The following is a 20,124-nucleotide window of genomic DNA, read 5'->3' on the forward strand; positions in this document are numbered from 1 at the left end:
CAGAAAACGACCCTTTTCATCCACAGAATGAAGATCTCAGGCTATGGCAGATAAAGAGAGTGAAAACAAGGCGTTACTCGAGCCTTTTCTGTCGGTGACAAAAAACAGCGGTGAAGTTATTCAACTCCACCCCAATAAAAATAACACCGTACAACCGGTCGCTTTAATGCGCCTGGGTCTGTTTGTTCCTACATTGAAATCCACCGCACGCGGTAAGTCAGGCGCGATGGCATCGACCGATGCAACGAAAGAGCTGAAGAACCTTTCTTTAGTGAAATCGGAAGGTTATGAAAAGATTACCATTACCGGCGCGAGGCTGGATATGGATAATGATTTCAAAACCTGGGCCGGAATTATTCAGTCTTTCTCGCGTTATCCCTCAAAGGGCGACACCGTGACGCTGCCGTTTATCGATTTCGTTAAGATGTGCGGGATCCCCTCGGCAAACTCCTCGGCCGCGTTACGTAAGCGCTTAGATGCCTCTTTGCGACGCATTGCCACCAATACATTGTCCTTTGAAGGTAATGGCAAAGCCTATCACACTCACCTTGTGCAATCGGCGTATTACGACCGTGAAAAGGATCTGGTGCGCATTCAGGCCGATCCTAAGTTGTTCGAGCTCTATAACTTCGATCACAAAGTGTTACTGCAACTGCGAGCCATTTCTCGCTTGAAGCGTAAAGAATCAGCTCAGGCGCTGTATACCTATCTCGAAAGTTTGCCGACCAATCCGGCGCCAATTTCTCTGGCGCGTTTGCGTATGCGTTTAAACCTGGGCTCGAAAACAACCACGCAAAATCACGTGGTACGCCGTGCGATGGAGCAGCTCAAAGAGATCGGCTATCTCGATTATTCGGAAGTGAAACGTGGCCGCTCAGTGTTCTTTATCATTCACAGCAGGACGCCAAAACTCGATGGCATCAGCAACCTCGAAAGTATCGATTCGTTGGAAGATATCGAATTCGAAGAGTGATTTTATCCGTTCACTGTAGTCAGCAAATCCTCTCAAGCAGTGTCACTTTTTGAGCAAAAGTGACACATGCTCTTCTCATACCATTCACTGTAATCAGATGTCATCACGCCATTCACTGTAATCGGCAACGTTCACTGTAATCAGAAAGCTTCGGGACTATGCGTGTCTTCCGCTGCGGGTTGCATCTCATTGTGGCTATTGTAGGGGACTTTTAATGATAGTGAGTACTTACAAGGGCGGTAATCTTGCACCTGAACGCCCTTTTCACTGCGTTTCTACTGATCACAGTGAACGTTGGGTTTTACTGAATACAGTGAATGCTAATAGCAGGGCGTGCACTGACTATAGTGAATGATTGTGTTTAAGTTAATGATATATATATATTAAGTATGAAATAGCGCAACGGATTCACTGTAATCAGCAGTTTGACTGGTAATACAGCCAGTAAAAGTGACAGGGTTGGTAACAATACTGATTATAGTGAACGTTTGCCCTGTCTTCTCAATAAAGTGAACGTAAGCGAGGAGCATTTGAATTGCCGCTCATACGTCGACTTAACAGTTCGTCACGCTGTCACTGATTACAGTGAATGTTGCCCTGCCCCGCCGGTTTTGTAGCATGACAATTAACAGCTCAACGCGTCGCTTTTACTGAATACAGTGAACGTTGAGCGTCCAGGTTGCTGCTGATTACAGTGAACATAAGCATCACTCCGCTATCATCAAGGAAGCCATTTAACGTGATGCGTTTACTGATTACAGTGAATGTTGTATAGGACGCTTTAAGGATTTTGCTGGATCGCTTATGGCGATTTCAGCTCCATCCATTTAAAGGAAAATATGGGTTTACTGATTACAGTGAACGCTCGTCTCAAAGTACTAAACAGGCTTTGCTGATTACAGTGAACGTACTTCTTAGCATCATAACTTTTACTGATTACAGTGAATGTTCTGTCGAATTAGCCGATTTGACTTACTGATTACAGTGAACGCTTGATCGAAACGCGATGAGCATCTACTGATTATAGTGAATCTTTGTCGATGATGAGCACAAGGCTTTTACTGATTACAGTGAACGTTAGTAGTTGAGAAAGAAAGGTCATCGAGATTTACTGATTACAGTGAACATCCCAACAGTGTGAACTTCGTCGTTGCTCGCTGGCCTGCTCCTTTTGTTCACCTTCCTCTGCTGATTACAGTGAATCTTTCCCCGCTATTTGCTGATTACAGTGAACCTTTTACTGATTGCAGTGAACATCACGTCTCTACGGCTTGCTGACTACAGTGAACGTTCCAGCAATTTCAGCCGCAAGCGTCCTTCTCCTTTCTCTATTTGAAAGCCACCCGAGGAAAAACCGCTGCTGATTACAGTGAATCTTTGCGTTAAACTGCTCTTAATCAAGGTGTTTCCATTTAACTGATTCTTCCTGTGCATAAGAGATATATTTGCCTCGTGTGCTGGATTTATGTATAAAGTCATAAATCCTACATGTGTGGAGCAAGTATGGCTAACGATGAGAAGCAAGTTCTGAAGGTTGCACAACGTTCAGAAAGAATGCTGATGAGCCTGACAGAACAGATTCAGGCGCAGAAAGAAGAGTTGCGGGAAAACACGTTCTATCAGGTTTACGCTAAAGCGGCGTTAGCCAAACTGCCAAAATTGACGCGTGCGAGCGTGGATTACGCTGTAAACGAGATGGAAGAGAACGGTTATCCGTTCGATAAGCGTGCAGCGGGCAGCTCAACCAAGTATGCGATGTCGATTCAGAACATCATTGATATCTACCATCATCGCGGCGTGCCTAAATATCGCGACCGCCACCATGAAGCCTTCAGCATCTTTGTCGGCAACCTTAAAGGCGGCGTGTCGAAAACGGTCTCTACCGTTTCGCTGGCGCATGCATTGCGCGCCCATCCGCATCTGCTGTTTGAAGATTTACGTATTCTGGTCATCGATCTGGACCCGCAATCCTCCGCCACCATGTTCCTGAACCACCAACGTTCAGTAGGATTAGTGGAAGCTACCGCTGCGCAGGCGATGCTGCAGAACGTCAGCCGCGAAGAGTTGCTCAACGAATTTATCGTTTCATCGATTATTCCGGGCGTTGATGTGCTGCCGGCGTCAATTGATGACGCCTTTATTGCCTCGCGTTGGGAAGAGCTGTGCGCCGCTCACCTGCCCGATCAGAACATCCACGCGGTGCTGTATGACAATGTCGTGGCCAAGCTGAAGAAAGATTACGACTTTATCTTTATCGATAGCGGCCCGCATCTTGATGCCTTCCTGAAGAACGCCATTGCCGCTTCGGACTTGCTGATGACACCGGTACCTCCCGCGCAGGTGGATTTCCACTCCACGTTGAAGTACTTAACGCGTTTACCGGAGTTGATTGGCATCATTGAAGAATCGGGTGCAGCCTGCCGTTTGCAGGGCAACATTGGCTTTATGTCTAAACTGTCGAATAAAGCGGACCACAAGCTGTGTCACAGCCTGGCGAAAGAGATTTTTGGTGGCGATATGCTCGATGCTGCCTTGCCACGCCTGGATGGCTTTGAGCGCTGCGGAGAGTCGTTTGACACGGTTATCTCGGCCAATCCATCAACCTACGTGGGCAGCACCGAAGCCTTAAAGAATGCGCGTTCAGCGGCGGAAGATTTCGCGAAAGCCGTATTTGACCGTATTGAATTCATTCGCCTGAACTGAGGTTACTATGAGCGCAAAAAGAATCACCATTGGCCGAACCTTCAGCCAGACACCATTGCAGACTGAGGAAAGCGCCGATGGCCATTCTCAGACCTTTATCCTGGCGACGGGCAAACGCGCCCTGTTCACGCTGGAACACATCCCTGCGAAAGAAATCGAAGAGAAAACTTTCGTTAAGATGGAAACCAATGGCCGCGATCAGTCTGGCCTGACGCCAGAATCGCTGCGTGACATCATTCGCACCATCAAATTGCAGCAATTTTTCCCGGCGATTGGTGTAAAGCGTGACGACCGCATTGAGATTCTCGATGGTTCACGCCGTCGTGCTGCGGCTCTTCACTGCAAAACCGGGCTGGATGTGCTGGTTACCGAAGTGGCTATCTCTGCGGAAGAAGCGCGTCGTTTAGCGCAGGATATTCAGACCGCGCGTGAGCACAATCTGCGTGAAGTGGGCATGCGCTTGCTGGCACTGAAAGATGGCGGATTATCGCAAAAGGAAATTGCGCAAAGCGAAGGACTTTCTCAGGCCAAAGTCACGCGTGCATTGCAAGCCGCAAGCGTGCCGCTTGAGCTGGTGACGCTGTTCCCGAATCATTCTGAGCTGACTTATCCAGACTATAAATCGCTGCTGCAGGCGTACGAGAAGCTGCAGGAAACCGGACAAACGGTTGATGCACTGATCGATACCATCGGCATGGATGTTGATACCGTATGCGCACGCGATGGTTTAGCGGAAGATGAAGTGAAGAATGGCATCTTGCGTTTAGTGCGTAACGGCAGCCAGACGCTGATTCAGTCACCGGCCAAAGACAAAACCGTGGCAACACCTTTGTGGAGCTTTGCCGATAAAGATCGTTTTGCGCGTAAGAAAACACGCGGACGCATGTTCAGCTACGAGTTTAATCGCCAGTCCAAAGAGTTGCAGGAAGAGTTGGATAAGGTGATTAACGAGACGCTCAACAAGTATCTAAATCAGTAGCGAAATGCCGCCTTCGGGCGGTTTTTTTATGCCCTTCTCAATGCCTCGCCAGCGCAATTTCAGCGCTAACTGTATGAAATATCGATTGTCGCTGCGGAAATTTCAGGCTGAAATCGCCATCATTTCAACCAGCAGCTAAAAGGCATACGGTTCTAACTCACCAATACCGATAAACTAACTGCAGCCAATTTAACCAGCTGCGCGCTAAACCGGCAGTCGCCAGTGAAGCCTTATAAGCCGAGCAGCAACCGAATGAGATTTCATCCATTCGCCCAAGCGATTTCATCTCTATTTGCATGAAAAATATAGCTTTTTTAATAAAATTTCAGGCTGAAATCGCCAGTTAAGATTGTAATTTCAGCCATCAACTCAAGACCCAAAGCGAGATTAGCCAGATGATATTCAACGATTTATCCACAGAAAGCGTGGATAACTTTCAAGACTAACCTTACTCAATCAACGCCAGCGCTGATGAAAATTGCCAGACTGCATCGCGCACCCGCACCGGTTTATTAATCAGTCCCAACGCATAAAAACGATCGGCTATTGTCTGCTGCTCTTTAATCACTTCGAAGGCCATCGCACGCGTTTTGTGGCTGCGACGTGTCAATGCGCGTTCTACTGACGCAACTTCTAATCCCAGCTCCTGAGCCAGTAACATTGACGCTTCGTGGCGATGGCTATCAATGAACAAGCCTGTTTGCTGCAAACTTTCCACCAGCTGTCTGAGGATGTCATCGTTCTTTTCAACGTAATCACGTCGCGCCAGATAGAACTGATGATTACGTACGCGCCCTTCACCATTAACCAAAATCCTCAGCTCAGGATTGCTCTCCGCAGCGCTGAGCAACGGATCCCACATCATCCAGGCATCAACCGAGAGATAATCACTGGCGGTCAGCGGATACTTAGGCGGCGTGTAAACCACCTTGAGTTCGTCCAGACCAATGCCTGCTTCTTCCAGTAACTGTAGCAGTAGCCAGTGAACGTTCGAGCCTCTATTAACCGATACGCGCTTACTGCGCAGATCGCTGATGGTGCGAATATCGCTGTCATGCGGCACCACAATGCCAACACTGCTTGGCGCCGGGGGCTCCCACGCAATATAAGTCACCGCATTGCCGCTCGCCTGGGCAAAGATTGGCGGTACTTCGCCGGTGGTCCCAAAGTCGATTTCATTGTTCTGCAACGCATACAGCAACTGTGGCCCGGCGGGAAACTCACTCCACAGCACGCTAACGCCTTGCTGAGCGAAACAGTGTTCGAGGCTTTGACGAGCTTTCAACACGCCGAGATTGCCAAACTTCTGATAGCCAATACGCAGCTCGCGTTCCTGCGTTACATGCGCACTGGACGAGGATGGAGAAACAAGTGCTTTGCGGCGTCCTTTAATTATTCCCTGATTCGCCAGATGCGTGCGTAAGGTGTGGCGGCTGATACCCAATAGCGCGGCGGCCTGGGTTTGATTCTGATCTGTCATCAAAAGCGCATTGCTGATCAGGCCGCTGATAACGCGATCAAACAGTTGCTGCGGCTGGCTGATCAACTGCTGCTGAAGAAAACTATCGAGCGTTGAATCGTTTGACTCGCTAAAACCCTGTTCACTGTAACCAGCAAGTCGCAGCTGTGCGGGCGTTAGTGTTTCTTCGCGGCTCAACAACACAGCGTTGTGCAGCGTGTTCTCTAGTTCACGGATATTGCCGGGCCAGCTGTATTCGCGCAGCGCCTCAAGCGCATCAGGCGACAGACGCCGTGCCGGGCGGCCTAAACGTCGTGCGTAAAGTGCGAGGAAATGTTGCGCCAGCAGAGGAATGTCTTCACGACGCTGACGCAGCGGCGGCAGCGGAACCACCGCAATATTCAGGCGATAGAACAGATCTTCGCGGAAGCGTCGCTCGCGGATCGCCTGCGCCAAATCCACATGCGTAGCCGCGATAACCCGCACATCCACCTTGATCGCTTTGCGCGAGCCCACTCGCGTAATCTCGCGCTCCTGCAACACGCGCAGCAATTTAACCTGCAGTGAAGGGCTAAGCTCACCAATCTCATCCAGCAGCAAGGTACCGCCTTGCGCGGATTCAAACCAGCCGGGATGAGACTGCGTCGCGCCGGTAAAAGCGCCTTTCTCATGGCCGAACAACTCAGCTTCAGCCAGACTTTCTGTCAGTGCGCCGCAGTTAACCGCCAGGAAAGGGCCGTGACGCCGCTGGCTATGATGATGCAGATAGCGCGCCACCACTTCTTTCCCTGTGCCGGTTTCGCCGACAATCAGCACGGTGGCATCCGTGGGGGCGAATTTATCCAGCAGCGATTGAAACGCCAGAGAAGCGGGATCGACTAAGCGCGGTGAATCAGTGTGATTATTAAAGTTGGTTAGCATGGCATTGAGTCCGGTAACGAGCATATCGCTACGCTAAATGCTCACGCCGACTATTAACACCATGTAAAAAGCATAAGCAGTTGCATATGCAGCAATAGCTGTTGCGTCAGAGTTGCAATTGCAACTCGATATGAAGAAAGCAACAACGCTAACCCTTTGAAATACGGCACTACACGCTAATCAACAACCTGGCACGCTTTCTGCTAACAGCTATATAACCAAATAAGCAGTTCAAAATGATCATTTTTTAATAAAGTTATATAGGAAAAGCATAATGGCCGATTCCGCGAACGATAAAATTAATGTCTTCTGGTTTTTACCGACGCACGGTGATGGACGCTACCTCGGCACAACGCAAGGCGGACGCCCGGTCGATTTACCCTACTTACAGCAAGTGGCACTTGCCGCCGACAATCTTGGCTTCTATGGCGTATTAATTCCCACTGGCAAAAGCTGCGAAGATTCCTGGCTGGTTGCCTCGGCGTTAGCGCCCATCACCAAACGTCTGCGCTATTTAGTGGCGGTACGTCCTGGCCTGCAGCCGCCAACGCTGGCAGCACGCATGGCGACCACGCTTGATCGTCTGTCTGAAGGACGTTTATTGATTAACGTGGTGACCGGTGGCGATCCTGTCGAGAACAAAGGCGACGGCATTTTCCTCAGCCACAGTGAACGTTATGAAGTCACCAAAGAATTCCTCGATGTCTACAGCCGCCTGATGCGCGGTGAGAAAGTGGATTACGAAGGCAAACATATCCACGTCGAAGGTGCGGAAGTGCTGTTCCCGCCGGTGCAGGAGAATGGTCCGCCACTCTATTTTGGTGGTTCATCAGAGGCGGCGATTGATGTGGCTGCGGAACAGATCGATACCTATCTCACCTGGGGCGAGCCGCCAGCGCAGGTTGCCGAGAAGCTGGAAGTGGTGAGCGCGCGTGCGCAACAGCGCGGACGTAAACTGGAATACGGCATTCGTTTGCACGTTATTGTGCGCGAGACCGAAGAAGAAGCCAAAGCGGCGGCAGATAAGTTGATTGGCCATCTTGATGAAGAGACTATTGCGCAGGCGCAGAAAATCTTTGCGCGTATGGATTCTGCCGGTCAGGCGCGGATGAGCGCATTGCACCAGGGTTCGCGCGACAATCTTTATATCTCGCCGAATCTCTGGGCTGGCGTTGGTCTGGTACGCGGTGGCGCGGGCACTGCGCTGGTCGGCAGCCCTGAGCAAGTGGCTGAACGTATCCGTGAATATCAGGCGTTGGGCGTCACCAATTTTATTCTGTCTGGATATCCGCATCTTGAAGAAGCGCATCGCGTGGCCGAATTGTTGTTGCCGCTGCTGCCACTGGCGAATGCGCAACAGCAGCGTGAACGCACCATTAATACCGGGCCGTTTGGTGAAACCATTGGTGGCGATAAGCGACCTTCGAAACAGACGAGCGCCAGCTAATGCAGGAGAAGGCAATGGCAACGACACAGGTAATCATTGTTGGCGGTGGCTTTAGTGGCACAGCGTTGGCAATTCATCTCGCACGAACCTCATCGAGCAGATTACTGATTACAGTGGTCGAACCGCGCGCCAGTCTCGGCGGCGGCGTTGCCTATTCCACGCAGGAGCCCGCGCACCGCATCAACGTGCCCGCTTCGCGCATGCAGTTAAGCGGTGAAGAGCAGGGCGCGTTTGACCGCTGGTATCGCCAACAGCCGGAATGTTCACTGGACTCAGTAGCGCACTGTGAAGACGGCGCAGTTTATCCGCAGCGCAGCCTGTTCGGTCGCTATCTGGCAGACCAGTTTGCGCAAGCTGCGCAGGCGTATCCGCACGTCACGCTGCGCCATGTTCAGGCCAGCGCCGTGGCCTGGGAAGGCGAGCAGCTGTTGCTCAGCAACGGCGAAACGTTGCGGGGTGATGTACTGGCGTTAGCGATCAGTCATCCACCACCATCGTTGCCGCGTGCGCTGCAACCGTTCTCGGCGCATCCGGCGCTGATTGCCAATCCGTGGCAGCACGGCGTATTAGACGCCATCGATCCTCAATCCTCGGTGGCGATTATCGGTACCGGCTTGAGCATGGCGGACGTGGTGGCTTCATTGGGCACCAGACAGCATCGTGGCCCGTTAATCGCCTTCTCGCGCCGTGGGCAGCTCTCACGCGACAATCTGAGCGGTGAATGGCCTGAATGGACGTTAGCCCCGGAGGATGCGTCCAGCGCGCGTCTGTGGCTACGACATATTCGCGCCGAGGTCGCGCGTGCCGCTGAACAGGATTTGCCGTGGCAGCGCGTGCTTGATCAGGTGCGAGTGCAAGGTCAGGATATCTGGCAATCGCTACCTTTGCGCGAGCAGCAGCGCTTTGTCCGTCATTTGCGCTCGTGGTGGGACGTACATCGCTATCGCATCGCGCCGCAGGTGTCTGCGGTGATCAACGCACGTCGTCAACAGGGCAGTCTGAAGGTGCTGGCCGCGCGCCTTTGCGAAATCTCCGATCTCGGCAAACAACTGCAAATCACGCTACGCACGCGCGTTGGCGCCAGCGAAACCCATCGCCTCGATCATCTGATTGTCACCACCGGTCCCGGCCATGAAGCCTTAACCGCCAGCCAGCCATTGTTGCAATCACTGAGTCAGCAAGGGTTAATCCGCGCAGACCTGCTCGGTTTTGGTATTGATGTCGACAGCCAGTCGCGCACGCTCAATCTCACCGGCCAACCCAACGCGCGACTGTTTGTCGTCGGTCCCGCTGCGCGAGCGCGCTTCGGTGAACTGATGGGATTGCCGCAGGTCGCCGATCACGCCGCCGCTGTGGCGAGGCATATTTTACAAGAACTGCAAATCGCTCATGCCGAGCGATGTCCCCCTTCAGCGCTTTAATCTCTCAACATCCTAAAAATTAACTGACGAACGCCGGGTCGTAACACGATCACGGCCTCGCTATGGAGATTGCTATGCCATCGCAACGTGAAATTCGCTTGAACGCATTTGATATGAACTGTGTCGGACACCAGTCGCCGGGTTTGTGGGCGCATCCGCGTGACCGTTCCTGGCAATATAAAGATCTGGAGTATTGGGTCGATTTGGCGCGCCTGCTGGAACGCGGCAAGTTTGACGGCCTGTTTATCGCCGACGTGCTCGGCGTTTACGACGTCCTGAACGGCAACGGCGATGCGGCGATCCGCCAGGCGACGCAGGTGCCGGTCAACGATCCGCTGGCGTTGATTACGCCGATGGCGCTGGTCACCGAACATCTCGGGTTTGGTCTCACCGCGTCGCTGTCGTTTGAACATCCGTATCCCTTTGCGCGCCGCTTATCGACGCTCGATCACCTGACCAAAGGCCGCATCGGCTGGAACATCGTTACCTCGTATCTGGAGAGCGGGGCGCGCAACATTGGGCATAAAACTCAGACCGATCACGACAGCCGCTACGATTATGCCGACGAGTATCTGCAAGTGGTCTACAAGCTGCTGGAAGGCAGCTGGGAGCAAGATGCGGTATTGCGTGACCGTGAACGCCGCATCTTCAGCGACCCGCGCAAAATCCACCCCATCAATCATCAGGGCACCTTCTTCAACGTGCCGGGCATTCACCTGTGCGAACCGTCACCGCAGCGCACGCCGGTGCTGTATCAGGCGGGCGCATCGAGTCGCGGCAAACAGTTTGCGGCAGAACATGCCGAATGCGTATTTGTTGCTGCGCCGTCAAAAGTGCTGCTGAAGAAAACCGTTGCTGACATTCGCCGCCGCGCGGCGGAAGCGGGGCGCGATCCTTACAGCATCAAAATCTTCAATCTGCAAACCGTGATTGTCGGCGAAACCGATCGGGCGGCGCAGGCGAAGTGGAAAGAGTACACCAGCTGGGTCAGTTATGAAGGCGCGCTGGCGCTGGTGTCGGGTTGGACCGGCATCGACTTCGGCCAGTATCAGCCGGATCAGGTGCTGAAATATCTCCACACCAACGCCATCCAATCGGCGGTTGAAACCTTCTCCACCGCCGATCCCGATCGTCAGTGGACGGTAAAAGCGCTGGCGGATTGGGTCGGCATCGGCGGCTTTGGTCCGCTGATTGTCGGCAGCGCGGAAACCGTCGCAGATGAGTTGCAAAGCTGGGTCGAAGAGACCGACGTTGATGGCTTCAACTTCGCCTACGCATTGACGCACGAAACCTTTGAAGATGTGGTGGAGTTGCTGATCCCGGAGCTGCAAAAGCGCGGCGTCTACAAAAAAGAGTACGCGCAGGGCACGCTGCGCGAGAAGTTATTCGCCGCCGGTCCGCAGCTGCAGGCACCGCATCCGGGCGCGGGCTATCGCGTTAAATCCTCCATGCTGCAGGAGGTTTCATGATCGAAATAGATAACCTCAGCAAACACTATCGCGCGCCCGACGGCCGCCTGACCGAGGTGCTGAAATCCATCAGCTTGCAGGTGCCGCAAGCCAACATTACCGCCGTTGTTGGGCCGAGCGGCGCGGGTAAATCGACTTTGGCGAAGTGCATCAGCCTGCTGGAGCAACCGAGCGCCGGCAGCATCCGCGTTAACGGCAGCGATCTCTCGCGGCTGGATGGCGAAGCGCTGCGTCAGGCGCGTCGCTCGATTGGCACCGTTTTCCAGTCTTCCGCGCTGCTGCAACGCAAAACCGCGTGGGAGAACATCGCCTTGCCGCTACACTATCTCGGCGTGGTGGATCGCGATATCGCCGCACGCGTGGGCGAATTGCTGGAGAGCGTAGGTCTCAGCCACAAAGCCAAAGCCTATCCCGGCCAGCTTTCCGGTGGTCAGCGGCAGCGTATAGGCATCGCGCGGGCGCTGGCGTTGCGCCCTTCGGTGTTGCTGGCGGATGAGGCCACCTCAGGGCTCGATCCCGAAGCCACCATCACCGTACTCGACCTGCTGAAAAAACTGCGAGATGACTACAAGCTGGCGATTGTGCTGATCACCCATGAAATGGATGCGGTGCGTCAGGCGGCTGATGCGGTAGCGGAAATTCGCGACGGCCAAATCGTGCAGTACGGCGTGGTGAAAGAGTTGCTGGCGCAGCCGGATTCTCTATTGGGACAGCGCCTGTTCCCGCTGGCGGCGCAGGCGGGCGATGCCGAACTGGTGTTGCAGCTCAGCTATCGCACCGATGTGCCGGTCGCCAGCGACTGGATATCGCGCCTCAGCCAGCAGTTTGGTTTGCGTATTGATCTGCTCGGTGCGCATGTTGAGCTGGTAAACGGTCTGCAAGCCGGCCGCCTCAAGGTGGGCATTCACTTTCAGCATGAGCGCGTGCCGCTGGCACGCTTGCTGTCGCAGCTGGAACAACTGGGCTTAGTTGCCAGCGTTTCCGGCAGCGTGTTGCCATTGCGGGAGGCGGTATGAGCGTATCAGTGATAAGTCAGGATACGCCGTGGCCAGAAATCCCGGCGTTGATGCTGCCCGCTCTGGGCGAAACCGCATTGATGGTGGTGATCGTGATGCTGTTTGTGGTCACCTTCGGCGGCATCGTCGGTGTGGTGCTGTTTAACACCTCAGCGCGCGGTCTGTTTCCGCATCGCGGTATTAACCGGGTGCTGAGTTGGATTGTGAACATGGGTCGTTCGCTGCCGTTTCTGGTACTGATGGCGGCCATCATTCCGTTCACCTTCTGGCTCACCGGCACCACCATCGGCATTCCCGCTGCCGTTGTGCCGATGATCGCCGCCGGCATTCCGTTCTTTGGCCGTCTGGTGGACAACGCGCTGCGTGAGCTGCCCGGCGAAGTCACGGCGGTAGGTTTGGTATGTGGCGGTTCGCGCTGGCAAATCATCCGCTCGGCACAACTCAGTGAAGCGCTACCGGCGATTGTTGCGGCGGTGACACTCAACCTGATCTCAATGATTGAGTACTCCGCCATTGCCGGCACCATCGGCGCGGGCGGGATCGGCTATCTGGCGGTGGTGTACGGCTATCAGCGCTTCGACAACCACATCATGATCGCCACCATCGTGGTGCTAATCGCCCTCATTCAAACCATCCAATTTCTCGGCGACCGTTTGGTCACCGCATTACGCCATCCTCAGGGGACATCGTTATGACAACACAAGATTTCGAACTGCGTAAAACCCGCCGCTGGCCGTGGCTGCTACTGATTATAGTGGTCGTTGTACTCGCAGCAGGCGGCTGGTTCTGGCGCGGCCAACAGGCGCAGGCGGTGGTATTTGGTACCACGCTGAAGGTGCATTTTGAACCGGCGATGGCCGGCGAGCAGAAGCTGATCGAATACGTTGGTGAGCACATCGCGCCGGATTACGGCCTGAAGCTGGAAGCGGTGGGCGTGCAGGATCCGGTGCAAGCCGACCGCGCGGTAGCGGAAGGGCAGTATGCTGCGACGATATATCAGCACCAATGGTGGCTGAAGCAAGTGGTAGATGCCAACGGCTTTGCGCTGACTTCAACGCTGCCGCTGTTCCAGTGGGCGTTTGGTATTTATTCCGATCGCTACACATCGGTGGCGGATCTGCCGCAGGGCGCGACCATCGTGGTGCCAGATGACGGCGCCAATCAGGGCCAGGCATTATGGCTGCTGGCGCGTCAGGGCTTAATTACGCTCGATCCTAACGTCGAGCCGCGTACGGCCAAACTGAAGAACATTTTTGGCAATCCGCACGGCTTCGTATTTAAAGAACTCGATCTGCTGACCATGCCGCGTGCACTCAACTCGGTGGATGCGGCAATTGGTTACGTCTCGCAATTCGACGCCGGTAAAGTGCCGCGCGAAAAAGGCATTCTGTTCCCACCTGCACCGCGTACTTTCGCCTCACAGCTGGTGATTGGCACGCCTTACCTGGACCAGGAAAATATTGAGAAGCTGAAAAAAAGCCTTCTCCGATCCGCGCGTCCAGCAGTGGTTGAAGACCACCGACGATCCGCTGGTAAAAGGGGTGTTGGTGCCGGTCTCAGCCGAGTAAGTTTTTGCTGATTGCATACCCGGACGCGTCAGGCGTGTCCGGATTTTTGTGTTGGCGAAAATTCAATTATCTAATTGATTTTAATGTAAATTAATATCAAGAATTGTTGTTTTGGTACCGCTAAAAAAACGCTTATAACAACCTCACCTGCATTACAAAACAACAACGTGAGGCGTTATGAGTTCTCTTCCTTTAGAAAACACCATTCCGGTTTCTGAACCGGTACGTTCGGTCAGTGACGTGGCAAGACTGATCAACACTCGAACCAAAAATGACAACTACGCGCGTATGATTGTGTTCCTCGCGCTCGGCGGCGTGTTTCTCGACGCCTACGATCTCACCACGCTGTCGTACGGCATCGATGATGTGGTGCGCGAGTTTCAACTTTCGCCGCTGCTCACCGGCTTAGTCACATCCTCAATTATGGTTGGCACCATTGTTGGCAATCTGGTGGGCGGCTGGCTGACCGATAAATATGGCCGCTATTCGGTGTTTATGGCCGACATGCTGTTCTTCGTGGTTTCAGCGATTGCGGCGGGCTTGGCGCCGAATGTTTGGGTGCTGATTGGCGCGCGTTTCCTGATGGGCGTTGGCGTTGGGATCGATCTGCCGGTGGCGATGTCGTATCTGGCGGAGTTCTCCAAATTCGCCGGGAAAGGCAACAAAGCCGCGCGACTCGCAGCCTGGTGCCCGATGTGGTACGCCGCGTCAACGCTGTGCTTCCTGTTGATCTTCGCGCTCTACTTCCTGCTGCCAAAAGAGCATCTTGACTGGCTGTGGCGCGCGTCGCTGCTGTTCGGTGCGGTACCGGCGCTGCTGATCATCGCGGTACGCAGCAAATTCATGAACGAATCGCCCCTGTGGGCGGCGAATCAGGGCGATCTGAAATCGGCGGTGCGCATCCTGCGTGATTCCTACGGTATCCACGCACACGAAGCGGAACATGAAGCGCCACCGGCTGCTGCGGCACCGAAAGTGAGTTTCCGCGTGCTGTTTGAGAAACCGTGGCGCGAACGCACCATCGTTGCGGGCGTGATGAACATCTGTATCTCGTTTGAATACACCGCCATTGCTTTCTTCCTGCCGTCGATTCTGGCGCAGTTCCTCGGCGCGGGTGTGTTTGAAACCATCTCGGCATCGCTGGGACTCAACGCGCTGTTCGCCTTCACCGGCGGTCTGCTCGGCATGCGTCTGGCATGGAAATATCCGTCGCGCCACGTCGCCATCGCTGGCTTTGCGCTGCAATTCTTTGCGCTGATCGCGCTGGCGTTGATTGGTCATCCAGAAGCCATCGCTGGAATTGTCTTTGCGGTATTGATGCTCGGTTTGTGGCTGTTTGCTGAAGGCTTCGGGCCGGGCGCGCAGCTGATGGTCTATCCGGCACTTTCTTATCCAACCTCGATTCGCGCCACTGGCGTGGGCTTCAGCCGCGCACTTTCCGGCATTGGCAGTGCGTTAGCGCTGTTCATCCTGCCGATTCTGCAGGCCGCGCTCGGCACCAACATGTTCTGGGTGGTTTCGCTAGCGGCGATCATCCCAATCTTCTTCCTGCTGGCGGTGCGCCACGAGCCCACGCTGCATGACATCGACGATCTTTCACATCAGGAGTCACCATGAGTTTACTGGCAACAGGTACCGATTATGCGGCGCTGGCAGCGCACTTCCGACCCATCTTCGCGCGCATCGCTGAAGGAACAGTGGCGCGTGAGCGCGAACGTATTTTGCCGCATCAGCCGATTAACTGGCTGAAAGAGGCGGGATTCGGCACGGTGCGCATTCCAAAAGAGAAGGGCGGTTGGGGCGCATCGCTGCCGCAGCTGTTCCAGCTGTTAACTGAACTGGCAGAAGCCGACTCGAATCTGCCTCAGGCGCTGCGCGCCCATTTTGCCTTTGTTGAAGACCGGCTGAACCAGCCGGACAGCGCGGAACGCGATCGCTGGTTTGGCCGTTTTATTGATGGCGAGCTGGTGGGCAGCGGCTGGACGGAAATTGGCGCGGTAAAACTCGGCGATGTCATCACGCGCATCACGCCTGCCGAAAACGGCTGGACGCTGAGCGGCGAGAAGTTTTACAGCACCGGCGCACTGTTCGCCGACTGGATTGACGTCTATGCGCGCCGCAACGATAACCAGGGCGATGTCATCGCTCTGGTGAACACCCACCAACCCGGCGTAACGCGTGAAGACGATTGGGACGGATTTGGCCAGCGCTTAACCGGCAGCGGCACCACGCGTTTTGACAGTGCCCATGTTGAGCAGGAACACGTCTACGATTTCGCTACGCGATTCCGTTATCAAACCGCCTTCTACCAGCATGTGTTACTGGCAACGCTGGCGGGAATTGGTCGTGCGGTGGCGCGCGATGGTGCGCAAGCGGTGGCGGCGCGAAATCGGGTTTACAGCCACGGCAACGGCGGCGTTGTGCGTCAGGATGCGCAGATTCTGCAGGTGATCGGGGAAATCACCAGCCTGGCGTTTGCGGTAGAAGCCACGGTGATCCGCGCGACACATTCACTGCAATCAGCATACGTTGCCCACTTGAGCAGCGATGAAGCGCAAGTTGCCGCAGCGAATGTGCTGGCCGAAGCCGAAGCGGGCCAGGCGCAGGTGATCGCCAGCGAACTGGTAACACGCGCTGCTACCGAACTGTTCAACGCGTTGGGCGCATCCGATACGCGCGTCAGCAAAGCGCTGGATCGTCACTGGCGTAACGCGCGAACTGTATCGTCACATAATCCGGTGGTGTACAAAGCGCGCGATATCGGCGATTGGAAAGTGAATGGCGCCGCCCCGACGGGGATTTGGCAGATTGGCAGAGGCGAGGGCTGATAAAAACCGGTGCGCATGAATCGGCACCGGGCATGTAGGGTCGCCATTCATGGCGACCTTGTTGTTGGTAATGATTTACTTCTTATCCAGCGACCAGGTCGCGCTGCGCACATCCACTTTCACTGGCAACAGACCCACGCGCGTAAAGGTATCCGCTAACGCCTGCTGCTCATCAAACACCTGCGGGGTCATGCGCGACGCGCCGTAAGGCAGACGTTTAATGGTGGTTTGCCAGATGGCTTTATCCAGGCCGGTAGATTTCGACAGAATCGCGGCCGCGTCATCCGGGTTCTTGTTGGCCCAATCGCTGAGTTTGCTCAGCTCATCAACCACCTGTTTCGCGGTATCAGGATGTCCTTCAGCAAACGGACGGCTGGCGAGATAGAAGGTGTAATGCGGCACCAATCCTTCCGCATTGCGGATTTCACGAGCACCGGCGTTGGCTTCCACTTCTTCCAGGTATGGATCCCAAATCACCCACGCATCAATCGCGCCTTTCTGGAACGCCGCGCGCGCATCGGCGGGTGGCAGATACACCGGCGTCACGTCTTTGTAGTTAAGCCCCGCATCTTCCAGCGCTTTCACCAGCAGATAGTTAACGTCAGAGCCTTTGTTCAGACCGACGCGTTTGCCTTTCAGATCCGCCACGCTTTTAATTGCAGAGTCTTTCGGCACCACGATGGCTTCCGTTTTAGGGTTAGCCGGAGAGTGACCGAGATAGATCAAATCGGCTTTCGCGGCCTGCGCGAAGGCGGGCGGCGCATCGCCGGTAGCGGCCAAATCAATGCTGCCGACGTTTAAGCCCTCTAGCATCTGCGGACCCGCCGGGAATTCGACCCAGCGGATAGCGATGCCTTCCTTTTTAAAGGTTTCGTCCAGCGTGCCGCGATATTTTAGCAGAGCAAAGATATTGGCTTTCTGATAGCCGATGGTGACGGTTTCTGGGTTAGCGGCAAAGGCTTGTGTGGAGAGCAGGCTAACGCTGAGAGCTAAAACGCTCAGGACAGGAAGTTTTGCTTTCATGATGATTCTCGTGTGGTTTTTTTGCCACCTTAGCAAAGCTGCTATATAACCAATAAATAATTAATTTTGATCGCTTATAACCATTATTTATGTGATCTGGATCATTCACTGTAATCAGTAAGCGGGTGTGGATTTCCATAGATGCCCACATAATTAGCACGGTAATAATTTGTATAACAAATCAAAATGCCATTGCCAAAAGCTTCTGTCAGGATAAGCCATTCCGCTGCCTGCATAAGGTTTTACCCGTTCTATGAAGTGGTTTTCACGAAGCGCAATGCTGTTTTCTGCCAAAACCTGTCTTGCTGCCTTTCTGGCTTTTTACATTGCTCTGGAACTCAATCTCGACAAACCGGCCTGGTCACTGACTACAGTGTACGTTGCCTCGCAGCTCTATTCGGGATCGACGGTATCGAAATCGGTTTTCCGTTTCTTCGGCACCTTGCTGGGCGGTCTGTTTACGCTGCTGATCTATCCCGCCACGGTGCAGGATCCGCTGCTGTTTAGCCTATGCATCTCGCTGTGGGTGGCGGTTTGTCTCTATCTCTCGCTGCACGACCGCACGCCGAAGAGCTACGTGTTTATGCTGGCGGGCTACAGCGCAGCGATCATGGGTTTTCCCGATGTGGTAGAGCCCTCGGCCATCACCTACACGGTGATTTCCCGCGTTGAGGAGATCACCGTGGCGATTGTTTGCAGCAGCCTGGTGCATCGCCTGCTGTGGCCGGTCTCGATGCGCAATCTGTTAGAGCAGAGCGTTAACCTGTGGTATCAGAACGCGCGCAAACTGTGCAGCGAACTGGTCACGGCGATGCCCGCTGAGAAGTCGGTTGAGCGCGAAGATATACTGATTCAGATGGCCAACTATCCGCTTAACGTCGAAACGCTCATCACGCATTGTGTGTACGAAGGCGATGCCGCGCGGCGTCTGGTGCGTTTAGTTAGCGTGCAGTATCAGCACCTCTCCTATTTCATCCCGACGCTGACGGCAATCGAATCGCGCCTCAATCTGCTGGCGCAGCAGCAAATCCGTTTTCCCGACTACATCGCTGAAGTCTTCCAGCAATTTTTGCTGTGGCTAAACGGGGAAGATCAGCTGCCGGTGCGCGACAAGCTCAGCCACGCGCAAGAGCAGCTGAAACAGGCGTGGCAACAGGGCATGCTCAACACTGAAGAGAGCATTTTGCTGAGCGGATTGCTGGAGCGCCTACTCAACTTTGTGCGCATCGTTGATGCCTACCAAAGCGTGAGCGAGCGCGTCAGTGAATGGACGCCTGCGGTTAAAGCCGGAAAAATGGCGCGCGCGCACAAACACGTCGATAAGGGTTTGTTGCTGCTGTCGTCGTTTACCGCGTTTATTGCCACCTTCGTTACCTGCGTATTTTGGATCGGCAGCGGCTGGGTGGATGGTGCCACCGCGCCGATGATGGCGGCGGTGCTGTGTTCCTTCTTCGCCGGCATGGACAGCCCAATTGCACCGATGAAGCTGTTCCTGAAAGGGGTGCTGATTTCTGTGGTGATCAGCCTGCTATATATCACCTTGCTGATTCCGCAGGCGGTGACCTTCGAAGCGCTGGTGATCTGCCTTGCGCCGGGCTTGCTGGCGCTGGGATTGGTTATCGCCAATCCGTCGACCAACCTGATTGGCCTGATTGTCGCCACGCAGATTCCTGGCTTGATTGGAATGAGCCACAACTTCAAGCCCGATTTACAGCTTATAGTGAACGCTATCCTTTCGACGCTGGTGGGCATTACCTTTGCGGTTGTGATCACGGCGCTGATCCGCAACAAGCGCCCGTCATGGACCGCCAAACGTGCGGTACGCAAAGGTATCCGCGAGCTGCTGCATTTTATCGCCACGGTGCGACTCAACAGCGTCACGCTGACGGCGCGTCAGCAGTTTGTTTCGCGCACGCTGGATAAGGTCAACATCATCCTGCCGCGTAAACGCGTCGATCCGGTGCCAGAGTTGGTCTCCGGCGGCAATTTGATTGCCGAAGCCTGGCTGGGGGCAAACTGCTACGACTACTACACGCGTCATCGTGAGCTGCTGCTGGCGCATCACATTGAAAGCGCGGCGATGTTTCATGAGCTAAGCCAGTTTCTCAAGCGCCGGTTAAAGTCGCTGCAAACCACGCCGCAGCCGGAATTGCTGGCGGAACTGAACACGCTGTTGCTACGGTTGGAAGCGGCGGCGCTGCGGGAGAACACGCTGTTTGCGCCGATGTTCCACCTGTTCAATATTCGTTTATCGCTGTTTCCTGCGGCGCGCTGGCCGGAAAACCATTACAGTGCTGAACAGCATGTTTAAAACGGA

13 protein-coding genes and 1 pseudogene are annotated in these 20,124 nt (G+C 54.4%); 12 read left to right on the forward strand and 2 right to left on the reverse strand.

The window, feature by feature from the left end; translation table 11 throughout:
- The first annotated feature begins 43 nt into the window (after positions 1-43).
- The 3 genes from AC6I8A_RS19465 (at position 44) to AC6I8A_RS19475 (ending at position 4,655) form a co-directional block, all read left to right on the forward strand.
- Positions 44-973, forward strand: coding sequence for a RepB family plasmid replication initiator protein (locus tag AC6I8A_RS19465; protein ID WP_007886110.1), 930 nt, complete (start codon positions 44-46; stop codon positions 971-973).
- Positions 974-2,476: 1,503 nt separating this feature from the next.
- Positions 2,477-3,676: an AAA family ATPase gene (locus AC6I8A_RS19470; RefSeq protein ID WP_008109176.1), complete on the forward strand. Its 1,200-nt coding sequence runs from the start codon at positions 2,477-2,479 to the stop codon at positions 3,674-3,676.
- A 7-nt stretch (positions 3,677-3,683) separates the two neighbouring features.
- Entirely contained in the window at positions 3,684-4,655 is a 972-nt protein-coding gene (locus AC6I8A_RS19475; RefSeq protein ID WP_256699052.1) for a ParB family protein, read from the forward strand.
- Positions 4,656-5,103: 448 nt separating this feature from the next.
- On the opposite strand, the gene AC6I8A_RS19480 is transcribed toward AC6I8A_RS19475, so the two are convergent.
- A complete protein-coding gene (locus tag AC6I8A_RS19480) occupies positions 5,104-7,035 on the reverse strand; it encodes a sigma-54-dependent Fis family transcriptional regulator (RefSeq protein ID WP_265301922.1) in 1,932 nt (643 codons plus the stop codon).
- Between the two features lie 274 nt (positions 7,036-7,309).
- Here AC6I8A_RS19480 and ssuD point away from each other — a divergent pair, with 274 nt between their 5' ends.
- The 8 genes and pseudogenes from ssuD to AC6I8A_RS19520 all read left to right on the forward strand — a co-directional run bounded on the left by ssuD (position 7,310) and on the right by AC6I8A_RS19520 (position 16,784).
- Positions 7,310-8,482: an FMNH2-dependent alkanesulfonate monooxygenase gene (gene ssuD, locus AC6I8A_RS19485; protein ID WP_497818967.1), complete on the forward strand. Its 1,173-nt coding sequence runs from the start codon at positions 7,310-7,312 to the stop codon at positions 8,480-8,482.
- 14 nt (positions 8,483-8,496) lie between these two features.
- The gene (locus tag AC6I8A_RS19490; protein WP_265301919.1) at positions 8,497-9,903 is read left to right on the forward strand and encodes an FAD/NAD(P)-binding protein; all 1,407 of its coding nucleotides are present in this window, start codon (positions 8,497-8,499) and stop codon (positions 9,901-9,903) included.
- Between the two features lie 74 nt (positions 9,904-9,977).
- Positions 9,978-11,372 carry an LLM class flavin-dependent oxidoreductase gene (locus tag AC6I8A_RS19495; protein ID WP_265301917.1) on the forward strand — a complete coding sequence of 465 codons (1,395 nt, stop codon included), beginning with the start codon at positions 9,978-9,980 and terminating at the stop codon, positions 11,370-11,372.
- On the forward strand, positions 11,369-12,388 hold the full coding sequence (locus AC6I8A_RS19500) for a methionine ABC transporter ATP-binding protein (protein WP_497818968.1): 1,020 nt from the start codon (positions 11,369-11,371) through the stop codon (positions 12,386-12,388). Before AC6I8A_RS19495 ends, AC6I8A_RS19500 begins: the two co-directional genes overlap by 4 nt.
- Positions 12,385-13,083 carry a methionine ABC transporter permease gene (locus AC6I8A_RS19505; RefSeq protein WP_436331762.1) on the forward strand — a complete coding sequence of 233 codons (699 nt, stop codon included), beginning with the start codon at positions 12,385-12,387 and terminating at the stop codon, positions 13,081-13,083. Before AC6I8A_RS19500 ends, AC6I8A_RS19505 begins: the two co-directional genes overlap by 4 nt.
- Positions 13,080-13,956 (forward strand): annotated as a pseudogene (locus AC6I8A_RS19510) (MetQ/NlpA family ABC transporter substrate-binding protein). Before AC6I8A_RS19505 ends, AC6I8A_RS19510 begins: the two are co-directional and overlap by 4 nt.
- Positions 13,957-14,133: 177 nt before the next feature.
- Positions 14,134-15,573 (forward strand): MFS transporter, encoded by a 1,440-nt coding sequence (locus AC6I8A_RS19515; protein ID WP_293792463.1) that lies wholly within the window; start codon positions 14,134-14,136, stop codon positions 15,571-15,573.
- A complete protein-coding gene (locus tag AC6I8A_RS19520; protein WP_479490798.1) occupies positions 15,570-16,784 on the forward strand; it encodes an acyl-CoA dehydrogenase family protein in 1,215 nt (404 codons plus the stop codon). The genes AC6I8A_RS19515 and AC6I8A_RS19520 overlap by 4 nt, the downstream gene beginning before the upstream one ends.
- A 75-nt stretch (positions 16,785-16,859) precedes the next feature.
- Here AC6I8A_RS19520 and AC6I8A_RS19525 read toward each other — a convergent pair whose 3' ends face one another.
- Positions 16,860-17,807, reverse strand: a complete 948-nt coding sequence (locus tag AC6I8A_RS19525) for a sulfonate ABC transporter substrate-binding protein (protein WP_497818969.1) — start codon at positions 17,805-17,807, stop codon at positions 16,860-16,862.
- A 253-nt stretch (positions 17,808-18,060) separates the two neighbouring features.
- Here AC6I8A_RS19525 and AC6I8A_RS19530 point away from each other — a divergent pair, with 253 nt between their 5' ends.
- Positions 18,061-20,118: an FUSC family protein gene (locus AC6I8A_RS19530; RefSeq protein ID WP_497818970.1), complete on the forward strand. Its 2,058-nt coding sequence runs from the start codon at positions 18,061-18,063 to the stop codon at positions 20,116-20,118.
- The last annotated feature ends 6 nt before the right edge of the window (positions 20,119-20,124 follow it).

It is taken from the genome of Pantoea sp. X-Soil-ISGK-275, from assembly GCF_059730795.1.

Bases quoted from the DNA above. Each gene is read 5' to 3' on its own strand.
- AC6I8A_RS19465 (WP_007886110.1), top strand. From the start codon at position 44: ATGGCAGATAAAGAGAGTGAAAACAAGGCGTTACTCGAGCCTTTTCTG.
- AC6I8A_RS19470 (WP_008109176.1), top strand. From the start codon at position 2,477: ATGGCTAACGATGAGAAGCAAGTTCTGAAGGTTGCACAACGTTCAGAA.
- AC6I8A_RS19475 (WP_256699052.1), top strand. From the start codon at position 3,684: ATGAGCGCAAAAAGAATCACCATTGGCCGAACCTTCAGCCAGACACCA.
- AC6I8A_RS19480 (WP_265301922.1), bottom strand. From the start codon at position 7,035: ATGCTAACCAACTTTAATAATCACACTGATTCACCGCGCTTAGTCGAT.
- ssuD (WP_497818967.1), top strand. From the start codon at position 7,310: ATGGCCGATTCCGCGAACGATAAAATTAATGTCTTCTGGTTTTTACCG.
- AC6I8A_RS19490 (WP_265301919.1), top strand. From the start codon at position 8,497: ATGGCAACGACACAGGTAATCATTGTTGGCGGTGGCTTTAGTGGCACA.
- AC6I8A_RS19495 (WP_265301917.1), top strand. From the start codon at position 9,978: ATGCCATCGCAACGTGAAATTCGCTTGAACGCATTTGATATGAACTGT.
- AC6I8A_RS19500 (WP_497818968.1), top strand. From the start codon at position 11,369: ATGATCGAAATAGATAACCTCAGCAAACACTATCGCGCGCCCGACGGC.
- AC6I8A_RS19505 (WP_436331762.1), top strand. From the start codon at position 12,385: ATGAGCGTATCAGTGATAAGTCAGGATACGCCGTGGCCAGAAATCCCG.
- AC6I8A_RS19515 (WP_293792463.1), top strand. From the start codon at position 14,134: ATGAGTTCTCTTCCTTTAGAAAACACCATTCCGGTTTCTGAACCGGTA.
- AC6I8A_RS19520 (WP_479490798.1), top strand. From the start codon at position 15,570: ATGAGTTTACTGGCAACAGGTACCGATTATGCGGCGCTGGCAGCGCAC.
- AC6I8A_RS19525 (WP_497818969.1), bottom strand. From the start codon at position 17,807: ATGAAAGCAAAACTTCCTGTCCTGAGCGTTTTAGCTCTCAGCGTTAGC.
- AC6I8A_RS19530 (WP_497818970.1), top strand. From the start codon at position 18,061: ATGAAGTGGTTTTCACGAAGCGCAATGCTGTTTTCTGCCAAAACCTGT.